The organism is Planococcus koreensis, from assembly GCF_004761975.1.
Taxonomy (GTDB): Bacteria; Bacillota; Bacilli; order Bacillales_A; family Planococcaceae; genus Planococcus; species Planococcus koreensis.
Window position 1 is genome coordinate 1 of sequence record NZ_RQII01000060.1, and the last position, 22305, is coordinate 22305.

At 50.9% G+C, this 22305-nt stretch carries 19 protein-coding genes; 17 read left to right on the forward strand and 2 right to left on the reverse strand.

The window, feature by feature from the left end; all coding sequences use genetic code 11:
• The first annotated feature begins 193 nt into the window (after positions 1 to 193).
• Positions 194 to 919 (forward strand): glycerophosphodiester phosphodiesterase, encoded by a 726-nt coding sequence (locus EGV91_RS14050; protein WP_135504735.1) that lies wholly within the window; start codon positions 194 to 196, stop codon positions 917 to 919.
• Positions 920 to 945: 26 nt separating this feature from the next.
• Here the strand turns inward: EGV91_RS14050 and EGV91_RS14055 are convergent, their stop codons facing one another.
• The gene (locus tag EGV91_RS14055) at positions 946 to 1179 is read right to left on the reverse strand and encodes a DUF2627 domain-containing protein (protein ID WP_135504737.1); all 234 of its coding nucleotides are present in this window, start codon (positions 1177 to 1179) and stop codon (positions 946 to 948) included.
• 125 nt (positions 1180 to 1304) lie between these two features.
• On the opposite strand from EGV91_RS14055, the gene EGV91_RS14060 reads away from it, so the two are divergent.
• The 13 genes from EGV91_RS14060 to EGV91_RS14120 all read left to right on the forward strand — a co-directional run bounded on the left by EGV91_RS14060 (position 1305) and on the right by EGV91_RS14120 (position 18224).
• Positions 1305 to 3347 (forward strand): sigma-54 interaction domain-containing protein, encoded by a 2043-nt coding sequence (locus tag EGV91_RS14060; RefSeq protein WP_135504738.1) that lies wholly within the window; start codon positions 1305 to 1307, stop codon positions 3345 to 3347.
• Positions 3348 to 3475: 128 nt separating this feature from the next.
• A complete protein-coding gene (gene yqiS / locus EGV91_RS14065; protein ID WP_135504740.1) occupies positions 3476 to 4396 on the forward strand; it encodes a phosphate butyryltransferase in 921 nt (306 codons plus the stop codon).
• Between the two features lie 12 nt (positions 4397 to 4408).
• The gene (locus EGV91_RS14070) at positions 4409 to 5503 is read left to right on the forward strand and encodes a Leu/Phe/Val dehydrogenase (RefSeq protein WP_135504742.1); all 1095 of its coding nucleotides are present in this window, start codon (positions 4409 to 4411) and stop codon (positions 5501 to 5503) included.
• A gap of 84 nt (positions 5504 to 5587) precedes the next feature.
• Positions 5588 to 6676, forward strand: coding sequence for a butyrate kinase (gene buk, locus EGV91_RS14075; protein ID WP_135504744.1), 1089 nt, complete (start codon positions 5588 to 5590; stop codon positions 6674 to 6676).
• A 21-nt stretch (positions 6677 to 6697) separates the two neighbouring features.
• Positions 6698 to 8125, forward strand: coding sequence for a dihydrolipoyl dehydrogenase (gene lpdA, locus EGV91_RS14080; protein ID WP_135504746.1), 1428 nt, complete (start codon positions 6698 to 6700; stop codon positions 8123 to 8125).
• 13 nt (positions 8126 to 8138) lie between these two features.
• Entirely contained in the window at positions 8139 to 9143 is a 1005-nt protein-coding gene (locus EGV91_RS14085; RefSeq protein WP_135504748.1) for a thiamine pyrophosphate-dependent dehydrogenase E1 component subunit alpha, read from the forward strand.
• Positions 9143 to 10126, forward strand: coding sequence for an alpha-ketoacid dehydrogenase subunit beta (locus EGV91_RS14090; RefSeq protein WP_135504750.1), 984 nt, complete (start codon positions 9143 to 9145; stop codon positions 10124 to 10126). The genes EGV91_RS14085 and EGV91_RS14090 overlap by 1 nt, the downstream gene beginning before the upstream one ends.
• A gap of 154 nt (positions 10127 to 10280) precedes the next feature.
• Entirely contained in the window at positions 10281 to 11627 is a 1347-nt protein-coding gene (locus EGV91_RS14095; RefSeq protein ID WP_135504752.1) for a dihydrolipoamide acetyltransferase family protein, read from the forward strand.
• Between the two features lie 98 nt (positions 11628 to 11725).
• On the forward strand, positions 11726 to 13420 hold the full coding sequence (locus tag EGV91_RS14100; RefSeq protein ID WP_135504754.1) for a methylmalonyl-CoA mutase family protein: 1695 nt from the start codon (positions 11726 to 11728) through the stop codon (positions 13418 to 13420).
• A 1-nt stretch (position 13421) separates the two neighbouring features.
• Positions 13422 to 15569 (forward strand): methylmalonyl-CoA mutase, encoded by a 2148-nt coding sequence (gene scpA, locus EGV91_RS14105; protein WP_135504756.1) that lies wholly within the window; start codon positions 13422 to 13424, stop codon positions 15567 to 15569.
• Positions 15569 to 16636, forward strand: a complete 1068-nt coding sequence (meaB, locus tag EGV91_RS14110; RefSeq protein ID WP_135504758.1) for a methylmalonyl Co-A mutase-associated GTPase MeaB — start codon at positions 15569 to 15571, stop codon at positions 16634 to 16636. The genes scpA and meaB overlap by 1 nt, the downstream gene beginning before the upstream one ends.
• A gap of 67 nt (positions 16637 to 16703) precedes the next feature.
• Positions 16704 to 17144 (forward strand): BrxA/BrxB family bacilliredoxin, encoded by a 441-nt coding sequence (locus EGV91_RS14115; protein ID WP_135504760.1) that lies wholly within the window; start codon positions 16704 to 16706, stop codon positions 17142 to 17144.
• A 96-nt stretch (positions 17145 to 17240) separates the two neighbouring features.
• The gene (locus EGV91_RS14120) at positions 17241 to 18224 is read left to right on the forward strand and encodes an aromatic acid exporter family protein (RefSeq protein ID WP_175580320.1); all 984 of its coding nucleotides are present in this window, start codon (positions 17241 to 17243) and stop codon (positions 18222 to 18224) included.
• 716 nt (positions 18225 to 18940) lie between these two features.
• Here EGV91_RS14120 and prli42 read toward each other — a convergent pair.
• The gene (gene prli42, locus EGV91_RS17155; RefSeq protein WP_158290622.1) at positions 18941 to 19036 is read right to left on the reverse strand and encodes a stressosome-associated protein Prli42; all 96 of its coding nucleotides are present in this window, start codon (positions 19034 to 19036) and stop codon (positions 18941 to 18943) included.
• 166 nt (positions 19037 to 19202) lie between these two features.
• Here prli42 and mce point away from each other — a divergent pair, with 166 nt between their 5' ends.
• From mce to EGV91_RS14135, 3 genes are read left to right on the forward strand one after another with little or no spacing between them, the layout of a single operon-like run.
• A complete protein-coding gene (mce, locus tag EGV91_RS14125; RefSeq protein WP_135504762.1) occupies positions 19203 to 19601 on the forward strand; it encodes a methylmalonyl-CoA epimerase in 399 nt (132 codons plus the stop codon).
• A 15-nt stretch (positions 19602 to 19616) separates the two neighbouring features.
• Positions 19617 to 21158, forward strand: a complete 1542-nt coding sequence (locus tag EGV91_RS14130; protein ID WP_135504764.1) for an acyl-CoA carboxylase subunit beta — start codon at positions 19617 to 19619, stop codon at positions 21156 to 21158.
• Positions 21159 to 21172: 14 nt separating this feature from the next.
• Positions 21173 to 22294, forward strand: coding sequence for a M20/M25/M40 family metallo-hydrolase (locus EGV91_RS14135; protein WP_135504766.1), 1122 nt, complete (start codon positions 21173 to 21175; stop codon positions 22292 to 22294).
• Positions 22295 to 22305: the final 11 nt, after the last annotated feature.

Below are 22305 nucleotides of genomic sequence, written 5' to 3' on the forward strand. Positions count from 1 at the left end.
GGGTGAAGGCGATATCGCCTCACCCCAACATTTGACGGAGAACCTTTTTTCTTAAATAAATCCAAGCGATGAAAAGCGATAAGCTGAAATAAAAGGTTACAAATCGCGTTGAAAGCTTTATAATATTTTGTGATGATGATAAAAATACGCTATTCAAACGAATGCGAATTATAAAGAAAGAAGATGGTTTAACGTGTCTGAACTGAGAATATACGCCCATCGCGGGGCATCTGGCTATTCGCTCGAGAACACCTGGAATGCTTTCCGCAAAGCAGGCGAAAGCGGCGTCGGCATCGAGCTGGATCTCCAGATCACCAAAGATGGCGTCGTTATTGTCTTTCATGACGATAATCTCAAGCGGCTCAGCGGAAAGAACCTGAAAATTGATGAAGCCGAATACAGCTTGATGAAAGAATTGAAAATCGGCAAGCGGTGGCATCGCAGGTTTTGGCACGACTCCATCCCGCTCGGCTACGAAGTCATCCAGTGGGCCAAAGATAAAAAGGTGCCGTTGAACATCGAATTGAAGAGCTCCTTTATGAAACATTCGGATGGTCCCCGCATTATCGCTTCAATGCTTGAAGGGGCGGAAGACTTTCATGTGTCCTCATTCCACCCGGAGCTCCTCCGAAATATGAAAGCATTGCTGCCTGAAGCGGAAATGGCGTTGATCCTGAAGAAAAGAATACCGTTGGAAATGCTCGAAGGGATGCACTGGGTCGACAGCATCCATCTCCATAAACGGATTTACTCGAAGCGGTTTTTAGAAGCTCTTCATGGTATGGAAAAGACTGTTCGTGTCTATGGCTTCCGCGGCAGGGAAGCTGCGATGAAGAAATTAGCGCCGGAATTGAAAGGCATCATTACAGACTACCCGCACCGGGTAACAAAAAAATTGCGTCCGCCCTCGAAAGGGTAGACGCAATTTTTTTTAGCCGGACGGCGTTATTTCTGGAACCGTTTTGAAACGGTTCCTTTTTTGCGGTCGCGGTTCAACAGGAAACCGGCGAAAAAGCCGATGCCGAGAACGACGAAAATGGTGCCGAGCGTAAACTGAAGCCACAATGCCGGATAAGGCTCAAGCAATTTATTGAACAAGGTATCGCGCATCAATTTGATGCCGTAAGCTGCGAGGATTCCCGGTATGAGCAAGATGATAAAAGCGATAAGACGTCCCATGTTTCCACTCCTTCTCCGTCTATTGTTTTCCACTTTGCTGGTGCTTGTCAAGAATCTAATCCTGCTGTACGCTTGAATGAGCATTGCAAGAAATTGCATAGATTAATCGGAAGGGTTGAAGTCCTTTGCAAAACGTTGTTGTCATCGGAGGCGGGGCAGGCGGATCAGCCATCCTCCAAATTTTGATGGAATCGGAATATTTGAATGTCTACGGCGTCGCTGACCTTAATTTGCAGGCGCCCGCGATACTCGCTGCACAGAAAAACGGCATCCGCGTCAGTACGGATTTCCATGATTTTGCCAACGAAGAGGTTGATATGGTATTCAACGTTTCCGGCAGCGAAGAAGTACAGCGCGAGCTGCCTGGCCTGTTTCCGCAGAAAACGGTCATTATTCCAGGGGGCATCGCCAATGTTTTGGTGCGCTTGGTCACCGAAAAAGAACAGTTCATTTCATTGATGAGTGAAGTCAGCCATAAACAGAACATCATCTTCAATTCAGTTGAAGAAGGGATGATCGGCATCGACCGGAAAGGGCGCATCAATTTCATCAATAGGAGCGCATCCCGCATGATCGAAGTGAGCGCCGAAGAAGCGATGGGCCATCCCATCAACGAACTGATTACGATGAGTGAATTGCCGCGGATTTTTGAAACCGGCCGAACCGAATTGAACCGGGAGCTAGAGCTGAAGAACGGCCTGAAAATTGTCACTTCGCGTTTTCCGATGGTCGACGAATTCGGAGAGACGATCGGCGCCTTTGCTGTGTTCAAAGACATAACGGAAGTGGTATCCCTCGCTGAACAGATCACCGACTTGAAAGAGATCCAGACGATGCTCCAAGCGATCATCGCTTCCAGCGACGACGCGATTTCGGTTGTGGACGAACAAGGGATCGGCTTGCTCGTGAACCCGGCTTACACCCGCATCACCGGCCTTGAGATGGATCAGGTCATCGGCCAGCCCGCATCGGCGGACATTTCCGAAGGGGAAAGCATGCATTTGAAAGCATTGCAGACGCGCAAGCCATACCGCGGCGTCAATTTGAAAGTGGGCCCCGCAAACCGGGAAGTCATCGTCAATGTTGCACCGATCATTGTCGACAACAAGTTGAAAGGCAGTGTCGGGGTCATCCACGACACCACCGAAATCCGCTCGCTCATGAAAGAGCTTGACCGGGCGCGCAGCATCATCCGTACGCTCGAATCGAAATACACATTTGATGACATCATCGGCTTGTCGTCTGAAATGCAGTTGAGCCTGCAGCAGGCAAAATTGGCCGCGCAAACACTTGTTACGGTTTTATTGCGCGGCGAATCGGGCACCGGCAAAGAATTGTTCGCCCATGCCATCCACAGCGAAAGCGAACGGAAGTTCAATAAATTCGTGCGCGTCAACTGCGCAGCTCTATCGGAAGAGCTGCTCGACAGTGAATTGTTCGGCTACGAGGAAGGGGCCATTCCAGGGAAAAGTGGAGAAAAAAGAGGGTTGTTCGAGGAAGCCAACAACGGCAGCATCTTCCTGGATGAAATCGGTGAATTGTCGCCGATGATACAAAGCAAACTGCTGCGGGTGCTGCAAGAGCACGAAACGCTGCGCATCGGCGGCACCAAGCCGATTCCTGTCAATGTCCGGGTCATCGCCTCGACGAACGCCAATATGGAAAAAGCGCTGCTCGGCGGCACATTCCGGGAAGACTTGTATTACCGCTTGAACCGCATGCCGATCCTCATACCGCCATTGCGCAACCGCAAGCAGGACATCCCGCGCATCGTCGACCGCTTGTTGATGAAGCTGAACCAGGAATACGGCCGCAATATCGAAACGGTGACGGAGAAAGCCATGCAATTGCTGCGGGTCTACGACTGGCCGGGCAATGTCCGGGAACTCGAGAATATCATCAGCCGCTCGATGATTTTTATGCAAATGAACGATAAAGTATTAACGGAAGAGCACATCCCATTGAATATGCTGAGAGCGGCTGAAGCGAAGCATGAAGTGGTCATCGAATCATCGGTACCGCTGCAGCAACAATTGGATGCGGTGGAGCGGGGCATCTTGCACCATTCACTGATGCAGTTCAAAGGCAATAAATCCAAAACCGCAAAACAGCTGGAAATCTCCCTGCGCACGCTTTATTACAAACTTGAAAAATACGGTTTAATGTGATTTGCAATTTCTTGCACGGTTTTGCAAGAAATTGCAAAGAAAAAAGCGGATAAACTCAAATAAAGCGCTTACAAGCCTTATATAATGCAGTTTTATCTGTTTTAATTAAAAGGGAATGGGGTGAAAAGATGACCACATTAAAGCAAATAATGGATGAGATTTCAAAGGAAGCCGATAACACGGTAGCTGTCGCTGCGGCGGCAGATTCCGAAGTTCTTGAATCCGTCAGCATGGCGCTCGAACGCAATTTGGCGAGTTTCCGGCTGTACGATGATGAAGCGAAAGTGAAGGAAATGATCAACCGTGATTTTCCGCACTTGGCCGGCCATCCGAAAATCCAGATCCACCATGTCAGCGGCAATGCCCAAGCGGCGAAAGAAGCTGTCAAATCTGTTTACATGAACGATTCGAACGTTTTGATGAAAGGGCATATCCCGACAGCTGTCTTATTGAAGGCAGTGCTGAATCCGGATTATGGCTTGCGGACAGGCAATGTGCTGTCCCACGTCGCAGCGTTCGAAATCGCAGGCTTCGATCGGCTGATTTTTATCACCGATGCCGGCATGAACATCGAGCCGGACCTGCAACAAAAAGCTCAATTAATTGAAAACGCTGTAGCCATCGCGCGCTCAGTTGGCGTGGAACTTCCAATAGTAGCGCCATTAGCCGCTGTCGAGGTGATCAACCCAACGATGCAGGCGACTTTGGATGCCGCTGCGCTGACTGCGATGAACAAGCGGGGCCAAATCAAGAATTGCATCATCGATGGCCCGTTGGCCTTGGATAATGCAGTGTCTGTCTCAGCGGCCCACCATAAAGGGATCACAGGCGAAACTGCCGGCAAAGCCGACATCTTGCTTGTACCTACAATCGAATCCGGCAACATCCTATACAAATCATTGGTCTATTTTGCAAAATCGAAAGTGGGAGGCGTCATTGCGGGTGCGAAAGCGCCGATCGTTCTGACTTCCCGCGCAGACAGCGCTGAAACGAAGCTTTACTCGCTCGCGCTGGCTATCCGCTCATCAAGCAGTCAACAAACATACTAGGGGGACTTGACAATGGAAATTTTCAAAAGAATGGAACAGCACGACTACGAACAATTGGTGTTTTGCCAAGATAAAACTTCAGGATTGAAAGCAATCATCTGCATCCACGATACAACTTTAGGGCCGGCTCTTGGCGGAACGCGTATGTGGAACTACGAAACAGAAGAAGAAGCGATCGAAGACGCAATCCGCCTTGGACGCGGCATGACCTATAAAAACGCAGCAGCTGGCTTGAACTTGGGCGGTGGCAAGACCGTTATCATCGGTGATCCGTTAAAAGACAAAAACGAAGAAATGTTCCGTGCATTCGGCCGCTTTATCCAAGGCTTGAACGGGCGTTACATCACAGCTGAAGACGTCGGCACAACAGTTGCGGATATGGACTTGATCCACGAAGAAACGGATTTCGTTACAGGCATCTCTCCAGCATTCGGTTCTTCGGGCAACCCTTCCCCGGTAACAGCTTATGGCTGCTATATCGGCATGAAAGCAGCTGCGCTTGAAGCGTGGGGCGACGATTCACTAGAAGGCAAAACAGTTTCCGTGCAAGGCGTCGGCAACGTAGCTTACACCCTTTGCGAACACTTGCACCAAGAAGGCGCAAAATTGATCGTAACGGATATCAACCAAGAAGCAGTAGCACGCGCAGTAAAAGATTTCGGAGCGATTGCCGTTGCACCGAATGACATCTACTCACAGCAAGCGGACATCTTTGCACCATGTGCAATGGGCGCAATCATCAACGATGAAACGATTCCGCAATTGAAAGTCAAAGTTGTTGCTGGTTCAGCGAACAACCAATTGAAAGAAGAACGCCACGGCGACGAGCTTGAAGCATTGGGCATCGTATACGCACCAGATTTCGTGATCAACTCCGGCGGCGTTATCAACGTTGCGGATGAATTATACGGATACAACAACGAACGTGCAATGAAGCGCGTTGAAACAATCTATGACAGCATCACACGTATTTTTGAAATCTCGAAACGCGACGGAATTCCTAGCTACCAGGCCGCGGACCGTATGGCGGAAGAACGCATCGACCGCATGCGCAAATCAAGAAGCCAATTCTTGCGCAACGAACACAACATTATCTCAAGACGCTAAATGGCAGGCAGGCACGGCCGGTTCCACCCGGACGTTGCCTGCTGCTTGTGTAGTTTAAAGAAAAGATGAAACGGAGGGATCGCTGTGCAAAAACAGCAGCAGCGGATTTTGGTCTTAAACCCAGGTTCGACTTCGACTAAGATCGGTGTTTTTGACAACGATATCCTGATAATGGAAAACACCATCCGCCATTCGACGGAATCGCTTGCACAATTCACGTCAATCATCGACCAATTCGAATTTCGCAAACAAACCATTCTAGAAGCACTCGACGAAGAAGGCATGAATGTCTCCAATTTGTCCGCGGTCTGCGGACGCGGTGGATTGCTTCGGCCGATCGAAGGCGGGACCTATGCAGTCAATGAAACGATGCTGAACGATTTGCGCAAAGGCATATCGGGCCAGCACGCTTCGAACCTTGGCGGCATCATTGCCTTTGAAATTGCTCAGGCATTGAACATACCGTCATTCATCGTGGATCCGGTCGTCGTGGATGAATTGGATCCGATTGCACGCGTGTCAGGATTTGCATTGATTGAACGGAAATCGATTTTTCACGCATTAAACCAAAAAGCGGTTGCCCGCCGCTACGCGAAAGAGTCAGGGCGCGCATACAGCGACTTGCGCTTGATTGTCGTCCATATGGGCGGCGGCATTACAGTCGGCGCCCATATCGGCGGCCGTGTCGTGGATGTCAATAACGGCCTTCACGGCGACGGGCCTTTCAGCCCCGAAAGAGCGGGAACGGTTCCGGCTGGCGATTTGGTTGAATTATGCTTCTCGGGCCAGTATTACCGCCAGGAAATCATGAAAATGCTCGTCGGACAAGGCGGCTTGGTCGGATATCTTGGGACGAATGACGCGGTAAAAGTGGAAAAACGGATCCAAAAAGGCGACAAGGAAGCGAAACTGATTTATGACGCGATGGCTTATCAAGTGGCGCGCGAAATCGGTTCAGCAAGCGCTGTTCTTGAAGGTAAAGTGGATGCGATTATTCTGACTGGCGGACTCGCTTACGGCAAAAGTTTCGTGGAGTCGATTACGAACCGCATCAGCTGGATTGCAGACGTTGTTGTCATGCCAGGTGAAAATGAGCTCCAGGCTCTAGCCGAAGGGGCAGCACGCGTATTGAACGGCGAAGAACAGGCGAAGATTTACCCGGCAGGAAAATAACGAAGGAGGTCGTCTTCAACCATGGCACAAAATTACGATGTCGTCATTATGGGCGGCGGAACAGGCGGCTACGTAGCCGCCATCCGCTCGGCTCAATTAGGATTAAAAACAGCGATTGTCGAAAAAGGCAATCTTGGCGGGACATGCCTGCACAAAGGCTGTATTCCAAGCAAGGCGTTGCTCCGCAGCGCGGAAGTTTACGCAACCACCAAAAACCATGCAGCTGATTTCGGCGTTGTCACTGGAGACGTGTCATTGGATTTTTCACGCGTCCAACAGCGCAAACAAGCGATTGTCGACCAATTGCATGCAGGCGTACAAGGTTTGATGAAAAAAGGCAAGATCGACGTCTACGAAGGCATCGGCCGCATCCTTGGGCCGTCAATCTTTTCACCGAATGCTGGTACAGTTTCCGTTGAAATGGCGAATGGCGAAGAAAACGAAATGCTGATTCCGAATAACGTCATCATCGCAACAGGTTCCCGTCCACGCTCGCTTCCAGGCTTGACGATCGACGGCGAATTTGTCATGAGTTCCGATGAAGCACTCCAAATGCAGGAGTTGCCGAAATCGATTTTAATCGTTGGCGGCGGCGTTATCGGCATTGAATGGGCATCGATGCTCAATGATTTTGGCGTAGAAGTGACGGTCATTGAATACGCAGACCGCATCATTCCGACAGAAGACAAAGATGTGTCGAAAGAAATGCTGAAATTGCTGTCGAAAAAAGGCGTGAAATTCGCAATCGGTGCAAAAGTGATGGCGGATACGCTTGAAACTGGCGACAACGGCGTAACGATCCAAGCGGAAGTCAAAGACGGCATGGAAACGTTCAACGCAGAAAAAATGCTGGTTTCTGTGGGCAGACAGGCAAATGTCGAAAACATCGGCCTGGAAAACACAGACATCATCGTGGAAAAAGGCTTTATCCAAGTAAAACCTTCCTTCCAGACAAAAGAATCCCATATTTACGCAATCGGCGATGTGATCGGCGGCCTTCAATTGGCACACGTTGCATCCCACGAAGGCATCACGGCCGTTGAGCACATCAAGGGCAATAATCCACACGCCATCAATTACGATTTGGTGTCGCGCTGCGTTTATTCCAATCCGGAAGCGGCAAGCGTCGGCATCACCGAAGAGCAGGCAAAAGAAAAAGGGCATGATGTCAAAGTCGGCAAATTCTCATTCAAAGCAATCGGCAAAGCGCTTGTTTACGGGGAATCAGACGGCTTCGTCAAAATCATCGCCGATAAAGAAACAAACGACATCTTAGGGGTTCACATGATCGGGCCGCACGTGACCGATATGATTTCAGAAGCTGGCCTGGCCATGGTTCTGGATGCGACTCCATGGGAAATCGCCGAAACGATCCATCCGCACCCGACACTGTCAGAAGTGATGGGCGAAGCGGCATTGGCAGTAGACGGCAAAGCGATTCATAGCTAAAGGGGGAATTTCAATGGCTTCAAAACACGAAGAAGCAGGTTTGTCACAAGACGATTTGCTGAAAATGTACGAAACAATGCTGACGGCGCGCCGCGTCGATGAGCGCATGTGGCTGCTAAACCGCGCGGGCAAAATCCCGTTCGTCATTTCTTGCCAAGGGCAGGAAGCGGCGCAGGTCGGCGCAGCATTTGCACTGGACAACACAAAAGACTACATCGCACCTTATTACCGCGACCTTGGCGTCGTTTTGCATTTCGGCATGACGCCGAAAGATTTGATGCTTTCGGCTTTCGCTAAAGCGGAAGACCCGAACTCAGGCGGGCGCCAAATGCCTGGGCATTTCGGACAGAAGAAAAACCGCATCTTGACAGGTTCTTCACCGGTTACGACGCAATTGCCGCATGCAGTCGGCGTTGCATTGGCTGGGAAAATGAAGAAAAAAGATTTCATCACATTTACAACGCTTGGCGAAGGCTCTTCAAACCAAGGGGATTTCCACGAAGGCTTGAACTTTGCCGGCGTCCATAAATTGCCGGTCATTACGATGGTCGAAAACAATAAATACGCGATTTCCGTTCCTTATGACCGCCAAGTGGCGAGCAAGAACGTGTCGGACCGCGCAGCTGGATACGGCATGCCGGGCGTCACAATCGATGGCAACGACCCGATCGAAGTATACAAACACGTCAAAGCGGCTGCCGACCGCGCACGCCGCGGCGAAGGCCCAAGCTTGATCGAAACCGTTTCAGAACGGATGACGGCCCACTCATCAGATGATGACCACCGCCAATACCGTTCAGCTGATGAACTGGCAGCGCAAAAAGAAAAAGACCCGATTCTGTTATTCGGCGCTTATTTGAAAGAAAACGGCATCATGGACGATAAACTGGAAGCGGACATCAATGCCCGCATCATGGTTCTTGTCAACGAAGCGACGGATTATGCTGAAAACGCACCGTACGCTGCACCGGAAGACGCGCTGAAATACGTCTACGCGGAACAAGGAGGTAACGAATAATGGCAGTTATGAATTATATTGACGCCATCACGCTTGCCATGAAAGAAGAAATGGAACGTGACGAAAATGTTTTCGTTATTGGCGAAGACGTCGGCAAAAAAGGCGGCGTGTTCAAAGCGACGCAAGGCCTCTACGATCAATTCGGTGAAGACCGCGTTGTCGATGCACCACTTGCAGAATCGGCGATTGCCGGAGTTGCAATCGGAGCAGCGATGTACGGCATGCGCCCAATAGCGGAATTCCAGTTTGCGGATTTCATCATGCCGGCTGTCAACCAAATCATTTCGGAAGCATCGCGCATCCGTTACCGCTCAAACAACGACTGGTCATGCCCGATCGTGTTCCGTGCGCCATTCGGCGGCGGCGTCCACGGCGCGTTGTACCATTCGCAATCGGTGGAAGCCGTTTTCGCAAACCAGCCTGGTTTGAAAATCGTCATTCCGTCGACTCCATACGATGCAAAAGGATTATTGAAAGCGGCCATCCGCGACGAAGATCCGGTTATGTTTTTCGAACACAAACGTGCTTACCGCCTGATCAAAGGCGAAGTGCCTGAAGAAGATTACACGATTGAAATCGGCAAAGCCGATGTGAAACGCGAAGGCGACGACATCACAGTCATCACTTACGGGCTGGCTGTGCATTTCGCGCTGCAAGCGGCAGAACGCCTTGCTGAGGACGGCATTTCCGCCCACATCCTGGACCTGCGCACAATTTACCCATTGGACAAAGAAGGCATCATCGAAGCCGCTAAGAAAACCGGCAAAGTCCTTCTTGTCACAGAAGACAATAAAGAAGGAAGCATCATCGGGGAAGTAGCGGCGATCATCGCTGAAAACTGCCTATTCGACCTCGATGCTCCGATCAAGCGCCTGGCTGGCCCAGACGTTCCCGCAATGCCATACGCGCCGACCATGGAGAAATTCTTCATGATCAACCCGGACAAAGTTGAGAAAGCAATGCGTGAGTTAGCGGAATTCTAAACAAGAAAAGCGGAAGCGCCTGTCAAGTCCCGACAGGCTTAAGGCAGAACACCGAAGCGGCATGTTTTCAGCCGTACAGGTGGGCTGACTTAAGACCCCGAGGGACTGGGCGCTGAAGCTGGACAATAAGCATATCAAACAAGGAGGAATCCCTTTGGCTATTGAGAACATCAAAATGCCCCAGCTTGGCGAAAGTGTCACAGAAGGCACCATTGAAAAATGGCTTGTCGCTCCTGGCGACCACGTCAATAAATATGATTCGCTGGCGGAAGTCAATACAGATAAAGTAACGGCAGAAGTCCCTTCTTCGTTTACCGGCATCATCAAGGAATTGCTTGCTGCAGAGGGCGAAACTCTCGCTGTCGGCGAAATCGTCTGCACAATCGAAACAGAAGGCGGCGACTCGGCTCCAGCTGAAGACGCGACACCTCAACAAGCGGACACCGGCAAAGAAAACACGATGCCTGCTGCAGACACAGCGGTATCGAAACAACCGGCTGGCGGCAATGGCCAGTCACAACCGGTCCGCCCGTCCGGCTCGAAAGCCCGCTACTCGCCAGCAGTCCTGCGCCTTGCGCAAGACAACGACATCGATCTTGCACAAGTCGACGGTTCAGGCAATGAAGGGCGCATCACGCGCAAAGATTTGTTGAAACTGATCGAGAGCGGCAACATCCCGAAAGCCGGCGATGCACCTGCAGCTCCTGCTCGCGAGGAAGCTCCAGCGCCTCAAGCAGCTGCACAGCAAGCACCGGCTTCAGCTCCTGCAGCGAAGTCAGCGCCGATCGAAAGCGCCCCTGGCGATATCGAAATCCCGGTAACAGGCGTCCGCCGCGCAATCGCTGCCAATATGCTGAAGAGCAAGCACGAAGCGCCGCACGCATGGATGATGATCGAAGTGGATGTCACGGACCTGGTTTCTTACCGCGATTCCATCAAAGGCGAATTCAAGAAAAAAGAAGGCTTCAACATTACGTATTTCGCCTTTTTCGTCAAAGCCGTATCACAGGCTTTGAAAGAATTCCCGATGATGAACTCGATGTGGGCTGGCGACAAGATCATCCAGAAAAAAGACATCAACATCTCGATCGCAGTTGCATCAGACAGCGCGTTGTTCGTGCCTGTCATCCGCAACTCAGATGAAAAGTCCGTCAAAGGCCTCGGCCGCGACATCAACGACTTGGCATTGAAAGCCCGCAACGGCAAATTGGGTTCTGCTGATATGCAGGGCGGAACGTTTACTGTCAACAACACAGGATCGTTCGGTTCTATCCAGTCAATGGGCATCATCAACCATCCGCAAGCGGCAATTCTGCAAGTCGAGTCGATCGTCAAACGCCCTATGATCATGGGCAACGGCATGATTGCAGCCCGCGACATGGTCAATTTGTGTTTGTCGCTCGACCACCGCGTGCTTGACGGACTTGTCTGTGGACAATTCCTCGGACGCGTCAAAGAAATTCTGGAAAACATGAACAAGGAAAACACTTCCGTTTATTGATGGAAAGCCTGAAGTCTGCGGACTTCAGGCTTTTTTTCCTTTTATGTCTGCGGATAGTCGGGTAAAATGAATATAGAGACCTTTAGGGAGGGAACAGCTTGACTATCGAATCGATGAAAAAGACCCAATTTTCCGAACGTACATATGAAGACTGGCAGGAAGCGGCTGAAAAAGCGCTGAAAGGCAAACCGCTGGATGAAACTTTAAGAACACCGACGATAGAAGGCATCACCTTAGAACCGTTATACACAAAAGAAATGTTTGAAAAACGCGGCCATGCTGCCAAGAGCCAAGCGGCGGCTGTACAAAACGGCAAACGGCTTCCAGGCTGGTTCGTTGCCCAAGAAACCGCTTACGAAACGGCTGCGGATTTTTTAGCGGCAGCAAAAGAAGAATTGGCGCGCGGAAATGAAACGATCGTTTACACGAGCCAAAAGAATTTGCAATGGGCAGATGCAGAATTAGAAGAGCTCGCTGGTCTCATCGTTACGCATCCGCTGTACTTCAAATTGGGATCCGACGATAACGGCATCTTGCGGGTTTTTGATTTTATTGATGAGCAGCAGCTTTCGCATGTGCAGGGAGCCATTCAAGCAGAGTTCCCAGTAACGGCTCCGGCGAATGTGCGCACCGTCTTGATCGATACGATCCCTGTGCACGGTGCAGGCGGCACGATTATCCATGAACTTGGCGTGGCGCTCAGCATTTTGGCGGAAACAATGGAAACCGGCAATTTCAGCGCGCAAGCTGAAAAAATCTGGGTCCGTTTTGCAGTCGATACTCAATTTTTCCAGGAAATCGCGAAGCTCCGCGCATTCCGCGTGTTGTGGAACGCATTCTGTGAAGCATACGGCGAAAAAGCGCCAGCGGTACCGGTCTTTACCGAGACATCGGTTCGTTCTTATTCGAAACTGGATCCATACGTCAATTTGCTGAGAGCAGGCAACTCGACTTTTTCGGCAGTCCTTGGCGGCACAAACGCGCATACGGTTCATCCGCATGATTTCTTGACGGGGCCGAACGGCAAAAGCCGCCGGATTGCGCGCAACGTCCAGCTGGTCATCAAAGAAGAAGCGCATGCGGCACATGTCCTTGACGTTTCCGCAGGCTCTTATTTCATCGAATCGCTGACACAGGAATACGTGGAAGCAGCTTGGCAGTATTTCCTTGAAATCGAAGAAGCAGGCGGCTATGCGGAAGTCATGCAGTCAGGCTGGCTGGCGGACGATATGCAGGCGAAATGGCTGGAGCGCAAAAAGCAGATCGCTTTGCGCAACGCTTCACTGATCGGCACGAATGTCTACGCTGACCCGCAGGAAGCGGTCAAAGACGGTGCGATTGACGAAAGCCATCTGGAATACATTACAGCGAAGCGCTTAGCTGCGCCGTTTGAAAAAATGCGTGCACTCGGCAAAGAGCTGATTTTAAAAACGGCGATCGTCCACTTGGCGCCATTGAAAACGGTTAAAGCCCAATCAGATTTCGTGGTCGGTTTCCTAGCAGTCGCAGGGATCGAACCATTAATCAGCCCGGAATTGAAGACGGCGGAAGAAGTGAATAGCTTCCTCGCTGAACATGAAATCGATTATGCCGTGTTATGCGGACCGGCTGAAGCGATCGACAGCATCCTGCCGGGCTTGCAAACGTCTGCATCAGTAGATGTGGCAGGGCGAATTCCGAAAGAGCGCAGTGAATCTTGGAGTGAACACGGAATTACAGATTCGATTTACAACGGCAAACACATCAATTCGAAATTGGAAGCAATCTTAAGTATCGGAAAGGGGGCCTTCTGACATGGCAAAACCGGATTTTTCTAAAGTCGATTTACAGCAATTGGACCTGGAGCCGCAAGAAGCGATCCAGCAAGAACCTTTTGAAACGAATGAAGGCATCGCCGTCAAACCGGTGTATTCAGCGCAGGACATGGATGGCACTGAAAACAGTTTGCCTGGTTTTGCACCGAATGTGCGCGGCCCTTACCCGACGATGTACGTATCGCGTCCATGGACAGTGCGCCAATATGCCGGATTTTCAACGGCTGAAGAAAGCAATGCGTTTTACCGCCGCAATTTGGCAATGGGCCAAAAAGGGCTGTCGGTTGCATTCGATTTGGCGACCCACCGCGGCTACGATTCCGACCATCCGCGCGTTGTCGGAGATGTCGGCAAAGCCGGCGTTGCCATCGACAGCGTAGAAGACATGAAAATCCTGTTTGACGGCATCCCGCTCGACCAAATGTCGGTGTCAATGACAATGAACGGCGCAGTTGTGCCGATTATGGCATTTTATATCGTTGCGGCAGAAGAGCAAGGCGTGTCGCCCGAGCAATTGGCCGGGACGATCCAGAACGATATTTTAAAAGAATACATGGTGCGCAACACGTATATCTATCCGCCTGCCATGTCGATGAAAATCATCGCGGATATCTTTAAATACACATCTGAAAAAATGCCGAAATTCAACTCGATTTCGATTTCCGGCTACCATATCCAGGAAGCGGGAGCGACAGCCGATATTGAATTGGCATATACGCTTGCCGATGGACTGGAATACGTCCGCACCGGCCTTGCAGCGGGCATTGGCATCGATGCTTTTGCGCCGCGCCTGTCGTTCTTCTGGGGCATCGGCATGAACTATTTCATGGAAATCGCGAAAATGCGTGCAGCCCGCGCCATCTGGTCGAAAATGATGAAATCGTTCGATCCGCAAAACGACAAATCACTCGCACTCCGGACGCATTCGCAAACTTCAGGCTGGAGCTTGACCGAGCAGGATCCGTTCAATAACGTCACACGCACGCTGATCGAAGCGAATGCGGCGGCGATGGGGCATACCCAGTCGCTGCACACAAACGCACTTGATGAAGCGATTGCGTTGCCAACGGACTTTTCTGCCCGCATTGCCCGCAATACGCAATTGTTCCTGCAGGAAGAAACCTTGATGACGAAAGTCATCGATCCGTGGGGCGGTTCGTATTACGTCGAAGCGTTGACCAATGAATTGATGGAGAAAGCGTGGCAATTGATCGAAGAAGTGGAAGAGCTTGGCGGCATGGCGAAAGCGATTGAAACCGGCCTGCCAAAAATGCGCATCGAAGAAGCGGCTGCGAAAAAGCAGGCGCAAATCGATTCGAACGAAGAAATCATCATTGGAGTCAACCGCTACCGCTTGGATGAGGAAGACCCGATTGATATTTTGAACATCGACAACACCATGGTGCGCAAAAAGCAGATCGAGCGCATCGAACACATGAAAGCGACGCGCGACAGCGCAAAAGTCGGCGTGGCATTGCGCCGTCTGGCAGCTGCTGCTAAAACTGGGGAAGAGAACATCCTGGAATGCGCAGTGGATGCAGCGCGCAATCGTGCGACCTTGGGTGAAATCTCGGATGCCATTGAAGAGGCATCCGGACGGCATAAGGCGGTGATCCGATCAGTGAGCGGCGTTTACAGTTCAAACTTCTCGAACCAGCAGGAAATGGAAACCGTCAAAGAAATGACGGAAGACTTTATTGAAAACGAAGGGCGCCGGCCGCGCATCCTGATTGCCAAAATGGGGCAGGACGGCCATGACCGCGGAGCGAAAGTCATCGCGACAGCATTCGCGGACCTTGGATTTGATGTGGATATCGGGCCGTTGTTCCAGACGCCTGCCGAAACCGCGCAGCAAGCAGCAGAAAACGACGTCCACGTCATCGGGGTCAGCTCGCTGGCAGCCGGACACATGACCTTGGTGCCGGATTTGGCGGCTGAACTGAAGAAAATCGGCCGCGAAGACATTTTGATCGTTGTCGGCGGCGTCATCCCGGCACAGGATTATGAATTCCTGCGCACAAACGGAGCGAGCGCCATCTTCGGGCCCGGGACGGTCATCCCGGTTGCGGCCCAAAAAGTCATCGAAGAGATATACAGCCGCCTCGGCTATGAGGAAGTGGCCGACTGATGGACCGCGAAAAAGGTTCCCGGCGGGTCATGGAAGGCGTCAAAGCCAGCCACGACGGCATGAAGTCCGCGCCGCGCAAGAAATTCAAAAAACCGCAGGCGCAAGGCTCCAAAACCGCTGAACTGGCTGAAGGGGTGCTGGGCGGATCGCGCATCCACTTGGGCAAAGCGATCACGCTGCTGGAAAGTTCGAATCCGCAAGACAAGCAAACGGGGCAGGATTTGCTGAACCGGCTGCTGCCGCATACCGGCAACAGCATCCGCATTGGCATCACCGGTGTGCCGGGAGCGGGAAAGAGCACGTTCATCGAAACCTTTGGCGAAATGCTGACAGGGCTAGGCCATAAAGTGGCAGTGCTCGCCATCGATCCAAGTTCGTCGGTGACCGGCGGTTCGATCCTAGGGGACAAGACCCGCATGGAAAACCTGGCTCGAAACCCGAAAGCATTTATCCGGCCGTCACCTACTGCCGGTACGCTGGGAGGGGTCCACAAAAAGACCCGTGAAACGATGCTGCTGTGCGAAGCGGCGGGCTATGATGTCATTTTGGTGGAAACCGTCGGCGTCGGCCAAAGCGAAACCTTAGTGCGCGGCATGGTCGACATGTTCCTGCTGCTCGTGCTGACCGGTGCAGGGGATGAACTCCAAGGCATGAAAAAAGGCATTCTGGAACTCGCTGACGCCATCATCGTCCATAAAGCGGACAGCGACAACATGAAGCTTGCTGAAAAGACGGTACGTGAATACAAGCAAATCCTGCATTTTCTGCAGCGCGCGACGGAAGGCTGGAAGACCCAGGCATTGCCTGCGTCTTCACTCGAACAAACAGGCATACGTGAGATTTGGGATATGGTGAAGCAATTCGAAGACACCGTCAAAGTGAGCGGCTATTTCACCGTGCGCCGGCAGAACCAGACGAAAGACTGGTTCCGGTCGATGATCACCGATGAATTGTTGAGCCGGTTCTATAGCGACCGGGAGCGCAGCGGCAAAGTGAAAACACTGGAGCAGCAGGTCCTTAACGAAGAGCTCACCGTATCGCAAGCCATTGCGGATTTATTCGAGTAAGCTTTTTTGCAAGTCTTTTCAAGTCCTGCTATGATTGAAAGAGGAAATTAGAAGGAGTGGTTAACGAATGGCTATGGATTTTAACTTCATGATGAACGATATCGTTAAACAAGCGCGCCAGGAATTGGTAGACGGCGGCTATACACAATTGGAAACAGCAGAAGAGGTCAATGAAGCCTTTGCACAACCCGGCACGAGCCTTGTAATGATCAACTCGGTATGCGGCTGCGCGGGCGGCATTGCACGCCCTTCAGCTTTGCATTCCGTACATTACGACAAGCGCCCTGACCGCCTATTGACGGTTTTCGCTGGCCAAGACAAAGAAGCGACTGCGCAAGCGCGCCACATTTTCGGCGATGACCACTTGCCGTCATCCCCATCATTCGTCTTGCTGAAAGACGGAAAAATGGTGGACGAAATCGGACGCCATGAAATCGAAGGGCATGACCCGATGTCTGTAATTACACACATCCAGGAATTGTTCGAGAAACATTGCAACGAAATCTAATGCTAAAATGCCCCTTTTCTAGGGGCATTTTTTTGTAGAAAGCGTTTTCTGCGTTCGTGAATACAAAGAGAATCTGGCTGAAAAGAGGGGTGGAACATGAAACTGAAGCGTTTTTCAATTGGCTACCGGACGATGAAGACAGCAGCCGGGGCCGCGATTGCGATATACCTGGCGCAGCTTTTGCAATTGGATTATTATGTATCAGCAGGCATACTGGCAATTCTTTGCATTCAACCGACAAAGAAGAAATCCATCCGTGCAGCGTTTTCGCGTTTTGTCGCAAGCCTCATTGGCATCATGTTCGCATTCGTCTTTTTTGAAGGCATTGCCTACCACCCAATGGTCTTTGGCATTCTGATCTTATTGTTCATACCCGTCCTGGTGTCGCTACGGTTTTCCGACGGCTTTGTGTCAAGCGCCGTCATTTTGCTGCACATCTACGACTCGAAAAATTTGACGAGCGGCCTTTTTCTCAACGAAATCGTTCTGATGGCCGTCGGTTTCGGTACCGCACTTGCCGTCAATGTCTACATGCCCAGCATCGAGAAAAAACTGGACGATTACCGTAATCAAATCGAGAACCTGTATTCAACAATCTTCAAAGAAATTGCCATTTACCTGCGCCAAGGCGAGTCTTCGTGGAGCGGCGCTGAGCTGATGGAAAGCGAAAAGCTGGTGAAAAAAGCAAAAGCGCTCGCCTATCAGGATGTTGAAAATCACGTCACCCGGCTCGAGAACAAATACTATCGTTATTTCGACATGCGCGAGCAGCAGCTCGACATCATCGAGCGCATCCTGCCAAAAATCACCGAACTGCCTGCCGAAGTCGGGCAATCCCACTTGGTGGCGGAATTTCTGGAGGATTTAGCCGCGCACGTCCATTCTGGCAACACCGCTGACCAATACCTCGGCAAACTCGATGCAGTGAAAGCGGACTTCGCCAAAATGCCGCTGCCGGACAACCATGAAAAGTTTCTGGCAATGGCTGCGCTGTACCAAGTAATCGAGGAAATGGAAAGCTACCTGGAGATCAAGTCGTCTTATCAAGGGTTCACCAATAAAAAACCAGCGGAAGCCTGAGCTTCCGCTGGTTTCAGGTAGTAGACAAATAAATATTTAGGTTAGTTAAAGAATAAAAAGTCACTTCATCTTAGGTATACCGGATTCTGCGCTCCATGCGGACGCTTTCCGCGGACGAAGCGCTGAGCCTCCTCGTCGCAAGCTCCTGCGGGGTCTCATCACTCCGTTCTTCCGCAGGAGTCGCCGCATTACGCTCCGAATCCTGGAGAGAATGCTTACGAAAAGTGGATGAGTTGGTTACTCTCTTTAATTAGAACTACATGTTAACAACCGGTCTGGCCACGAAGACTCCTGTGGGACAGCGAAGGCTGAAGACCCCGCAGGAACGTCAGTGACGAGGAGGCTGAAGCTGAGCCCACGGAAAGCGAAGTGGCCAGAACGGTTGGCGTATACAAAGTTATTCTTTTTGATCAGATTTTGTCTACAGTCTGAAACTAGTGAAAGCATAGGCTTCGGCTGGTTTTATTGTTGACAGGCTTTTCATTTTGCTCCAGGCGCAAGCCCGCAGGAAAGAAATTGGCCGAAGGTCTTTCGGCCAATTCTTTGCGACGAAGCTAGCGCAGCGATGCAACGGTTTTTCATGTCCCGAAGCTAGCGAAGCGTTGCAGGGACAGGAGCATATGTTTTAGTGGGGCTACTTTGTGCAATATCGATATTAATATATGGCATATCCAAAGAAACCCCCAACAGAATTTTCTGTTGGGGGTTTCAAATACTTATACGATAAAGCTAAGGCCCATTAACAATGATGACAAAAGCATCAAGGCGATCATGGAGTAGACAACAATTTTGCGGAAAGCTTGGTTTCTCATTAACAAATTGCTCCTTTATACCGTTTTAGTCTTTAGAGAAATGATAGCATATTTCCAAAAACATTTATAGGGAGAGCTTTTAAGGCGCGAAATGTGGCGCAACAGCTAGAGTTTTGCCGGCCAAATCTGTACAATAAAATAGAACATACTAAAGGGGATGAAAAAGATGAAGAAAGTCGACCATATTGGAATAGCGGTGCGGAATCTGGAACAAGTCCTGCCTTATTACACGGACGTTCTCGGCTGCCCTTTATTGAAAATCGAAGAAGTGGAATCACAGAAAGTGCGTGTGGCATTCATCGATGCCGGCAACATCAAGTTGGAGCTATTGGAGCCGATGGACGACACCAGCCCGATTTTTAAATTTATGGAAAAAAGAGGCGAAGGCATTCACCATATCGCGTTCGGTGTTGAAAACATTGAACAGCGCATGGAAGAGCTTCGCGCAGACGGTGTGCAATTACTGAGTGAATCGCCGAAACCGGGAGCAGGCGGTGCGCTTGTCGCTTTCTTGCATCCAAAATCATCGAATGGGGTATTATACGAACTTTGTGAAAAGCAATGATTGAGGAGTGGGAGAATGGACATTTACGAAAGAATCAATGAATTGTATGACCGAAAACGCGAAATCGAGCTTGGCGGCGGCGAAGACCGCATCGACAAGCAGCATGAAAAAGGCAAGCTGACAGCGCGCGAGCGCATCGACTTGCTTGTGGATGAAGGGTCGTTCGTTGAATTGAGCCCGTTCATGGAACACCGCACGACGGATTTCGGGATGGCGAAAGGGCCAGGTGAAGGGGTTGTCACCGGCTACGGCAAAGTGGACGGCCGGCCGATTTATTTGTTTTCACAGGATTTCACGGTTTTCGGCGGCGCGTTAGGTGAAATGCACGCGAAGAAAATCGCCAACGTCATGGATTTGGCCGCAAAAAATGGCGCGCCGTTTATCGGCTTGAATGATTCAGGCGGCGCACGCATCCAGGAAGGCGTATTGTCGCTTGATGGCTACGGACATATTTTCTACCGCAACTCGATTTATTCTGGCGTGATTCCACAGATTTCCGTCATCATGGGGCCATCTGCCGGCGGCGCGGTGTATTCGCCAGCCATCACGGATTTTGTCTTCATGGTCGACAAGACGAGCCAAATGTTCATCACAGGCCCGAAAGTCATCGAAACCGTAACAGGCGAGAAGATTTCGTCTGAAGACCTTGGCGGATCGAAAGTACATACCGCAATCAGCGGAAATGCGCATTTCCGTTCGGATACTGAACAAAGCGTACTGCAAATGGTGCGCCGTTTGATCGGCTATTTGCCGCAGAACAACCAGGAAATGCCGCCGCGGCTTGCTGTCGACGGCAAGGACGATTACCGTCCGAACCTGGCAGACATCGTCCCGTATGAAGCTATTCGCCCGTATGATGTTCGCCGCGTAGTTGAAGACGTTGTCGATACCGACAGCTTCATGGAAGTGCAGCCTGAATTCGCGCGCAATATCGTCATCGGCCTAGCCCGCATTAAAGGCGAAACAGTCGGCCTTGTGTGCAACCAGCCGAAGGTCATGGCGGGCGGGCTTGATATCGATTCTTCCGATAAAGCGGCACGCTTTATCCGTTTCTGCGACTCGTTCAACATTCCGTTGATCACGTTCGAAGATGTTACGGGCTTCTTCCCAGGCATCAAGCAAGAACACGGGGGCATCATTCGCCACGGAGCGAAAATTCTGTATGCTTATTCAGAGGCAACTGTGCCGAAAATGACGGTCATTTTGCGCAAAGCTTACGGCGGCGCGTATGTTGCATTGAACTCGAAATCGATTGGTGCGGATTTGGTGTATTCATGGCCGAATGCGGAAATCGCGGTTATGGGACCGAATGGCGCAGCGAACATCATCTTCGCGCGCGAAATCGCAGCGAGTGATAATCCGGAAGAAACACGTGCAGCTAAAATCGAGGAATACCGTGAGAAATTCGCGAATCCTTATGTTGCAGCAGCTGCAGGCATGGTCGATGACGTCATCGATCCGCGTGAAACGCGCATCAAATTGATACAGGCGCTTGAAATGATGCGCCACAAGAAAGATTCACGGCCAGCGAAAAAACATGGCAATATGCCGTTATAAGAGAAGGGGTACCAATCTTGAAAAAAGACAGATTGCTGAAAGAATTTCTTGAGTTGGTGCAGATCGACTCGGAAACGAAAAACGAAGGCGAAATTGCTAATGTTTTAAAACACAAATTGGAAGCGATCGGCTTTCATGTAGCGGAAGATAATTCATCTTTCCACAATGGCCACGGCGCCAATAATTTGATTGCCACATTGCGCGGCGCAGCACAAGACGTTCCAGCCATCTATTTTACGGCGCATATGGACACGGTTGTGCCGGGCAAGGGCGTCAAGCCGGTAGTGCGCGATGGGTACGTGCATTCCGATGGCACGACGATTCTCGGCGCGGATGACAAAGCCGGCATTGCCGCGCTTTTGGAAATGATCCGCTCGATCCAGGAAGACGAGATTGAGCATGGCGATATTCAATTGGTGATCACGGCTGGCGAGGAAAGCGGTCTTGTCGGAGCAAAAGAAATGGATGCCTCGCTGTTGTTTGCGAAATACGGCTACGCAGTCGACAGCGATGGACAAGTCGGCGGCATTGTCACCTCTGCGCCGTACCAAGCGAAATTATGGACGACCATCCATGGCAAGACAGCTCATGCGGGCGTTGCGCCTGAAAAAGGCATCTCTGCGATTACGATTGCAGCTAAAGCAATTTCAAAAATGACCTTGGGCCGCATCGACTCGGAAACGACGGCGAACATCGGCCGTTTCGAAGGCGGCAAAGCGACGAACATCGTCTGTGATGAAGTCCATATCCTGTCAGAAGCCCGTTCGATCAAAGAAGACAAATTGGCTGCGCAAACAGCCCATATGGAATCGGTTTTTGAAGACATGGCGAAAAGCATGGGGGGAAGCGCCGAAACTGAAGTGAAGCTGATGTATCCGGGCTTCCATTTCGCAGAAACGGAGCCGGTTGTGGAAATCGCGAAAAAAGCGGCGGCGAACATTGGCCGGCCTTCACCGGTGCTGACAAGCGGCGGCGGAAGCGACGCCAATATCTTTAACGGTTTCGGCATTCCGACTGTCAATCTTTGCGTGGGCTACGAAGAAATCCATACAAAAAAAGAGCGCATGCCGATCGAAGAACTCGAGAAGCTGGCTGAGCTTTTAGTGGAAATCGTCAAAGAGTCCGCGAAAGTTTAAAACCGTTAAAA

Excerpts from the sequence above, each read along its gene's own strand:
- EGV91_RS14130 (WP_135504764.1), top strand. The coding sequence starts at position 19,617 with ATGGACATTTACGAAAGAATCAATGAATTGTATGACCGAAAACGCGAA.
- meaB (WP_135504758.1), top strand. The coding sequence starts at position 15,569 with ATGGACCGCGAAAAAGGTTCCCGGCGGGTCATGGAAGGCGTCAAAGCC.
- EGV91_RS14120 (WP_175580320.1), top strand. The coding sequence starts at position 17,241 with ATGAAACTGAAGCGTTTTTCAATTGGCTACCGGACGATGAAGACAGCA.
- EGV91_RS14090 (WP_135504750.1), top strand. The coding sequence starts at position 9,143 with ATGGCAGTTATGAATTATATTGACGCCATCACGCTTGCCATGAAAGAA.
- EGV91_RS14115 (WP_135504760.1), top strand. The coding sequence starts at position 16,704 with ATGGCTATGGATTTTAACTTCATGATGAACGATATCGTTAAACAAGCG.
- prli42 (WP_158290622.1), bottom strand. The coding sequence starts at position 19,036 with ATGAGAAACCAAGCTTTCCGCAAAATTGTTGTCTACTCCATGATCGCC.
- EGV91_RS14055 (WP_135504737.1), bottom strand. The coding sequence starts at position 1,179 with ATGGGACGTCTTATCGCTTTTATCATCTTGCTCATACCGGGAATCCTC.
- EGV91_RS14070 (WP_135504742.1), top strand. The coding sequence starts at position 4,409 with ATGGAAATTTTCAAAAGAATGGAACAGCACGACTACGAACAATTGGTG.
- mce (WP_135504762.1), top strand. The coding sequence starts at position 19,203 with ATGAAGAAAGTCGACCATATTGGAATAGCGGTGCGGAATCTGGAACAA.
- EGV91_RS14085 (WP_135504748.1), top strand. The coding sequence starts at position 8,139 with ATGGCTTCAAAACACGAAGAAGCAGGTTTGTCACAAGACGATTTGCTG.
- scpA (WP_135504756.1), top strand. The coding sequence starts at position 13,422 with ATGGCAAAACCGGATTTTTCTAAAGTCGATTTACAGCAATTGGACCTG.
- lpdA (WP_135504746.1), top strand. The coding sequence starts at position 6,698 with ATGGCACAAAATTACGATGTCGTCATTATGGGCGGCGGAACAGGCGGC.
- yqiS (WP_135504740.1), top strand. The coding sequence starts at position 3,476 with ATGACCACATTAAAGCAAATAATGGATGAGATTTCAAAGGAAGCCGAT.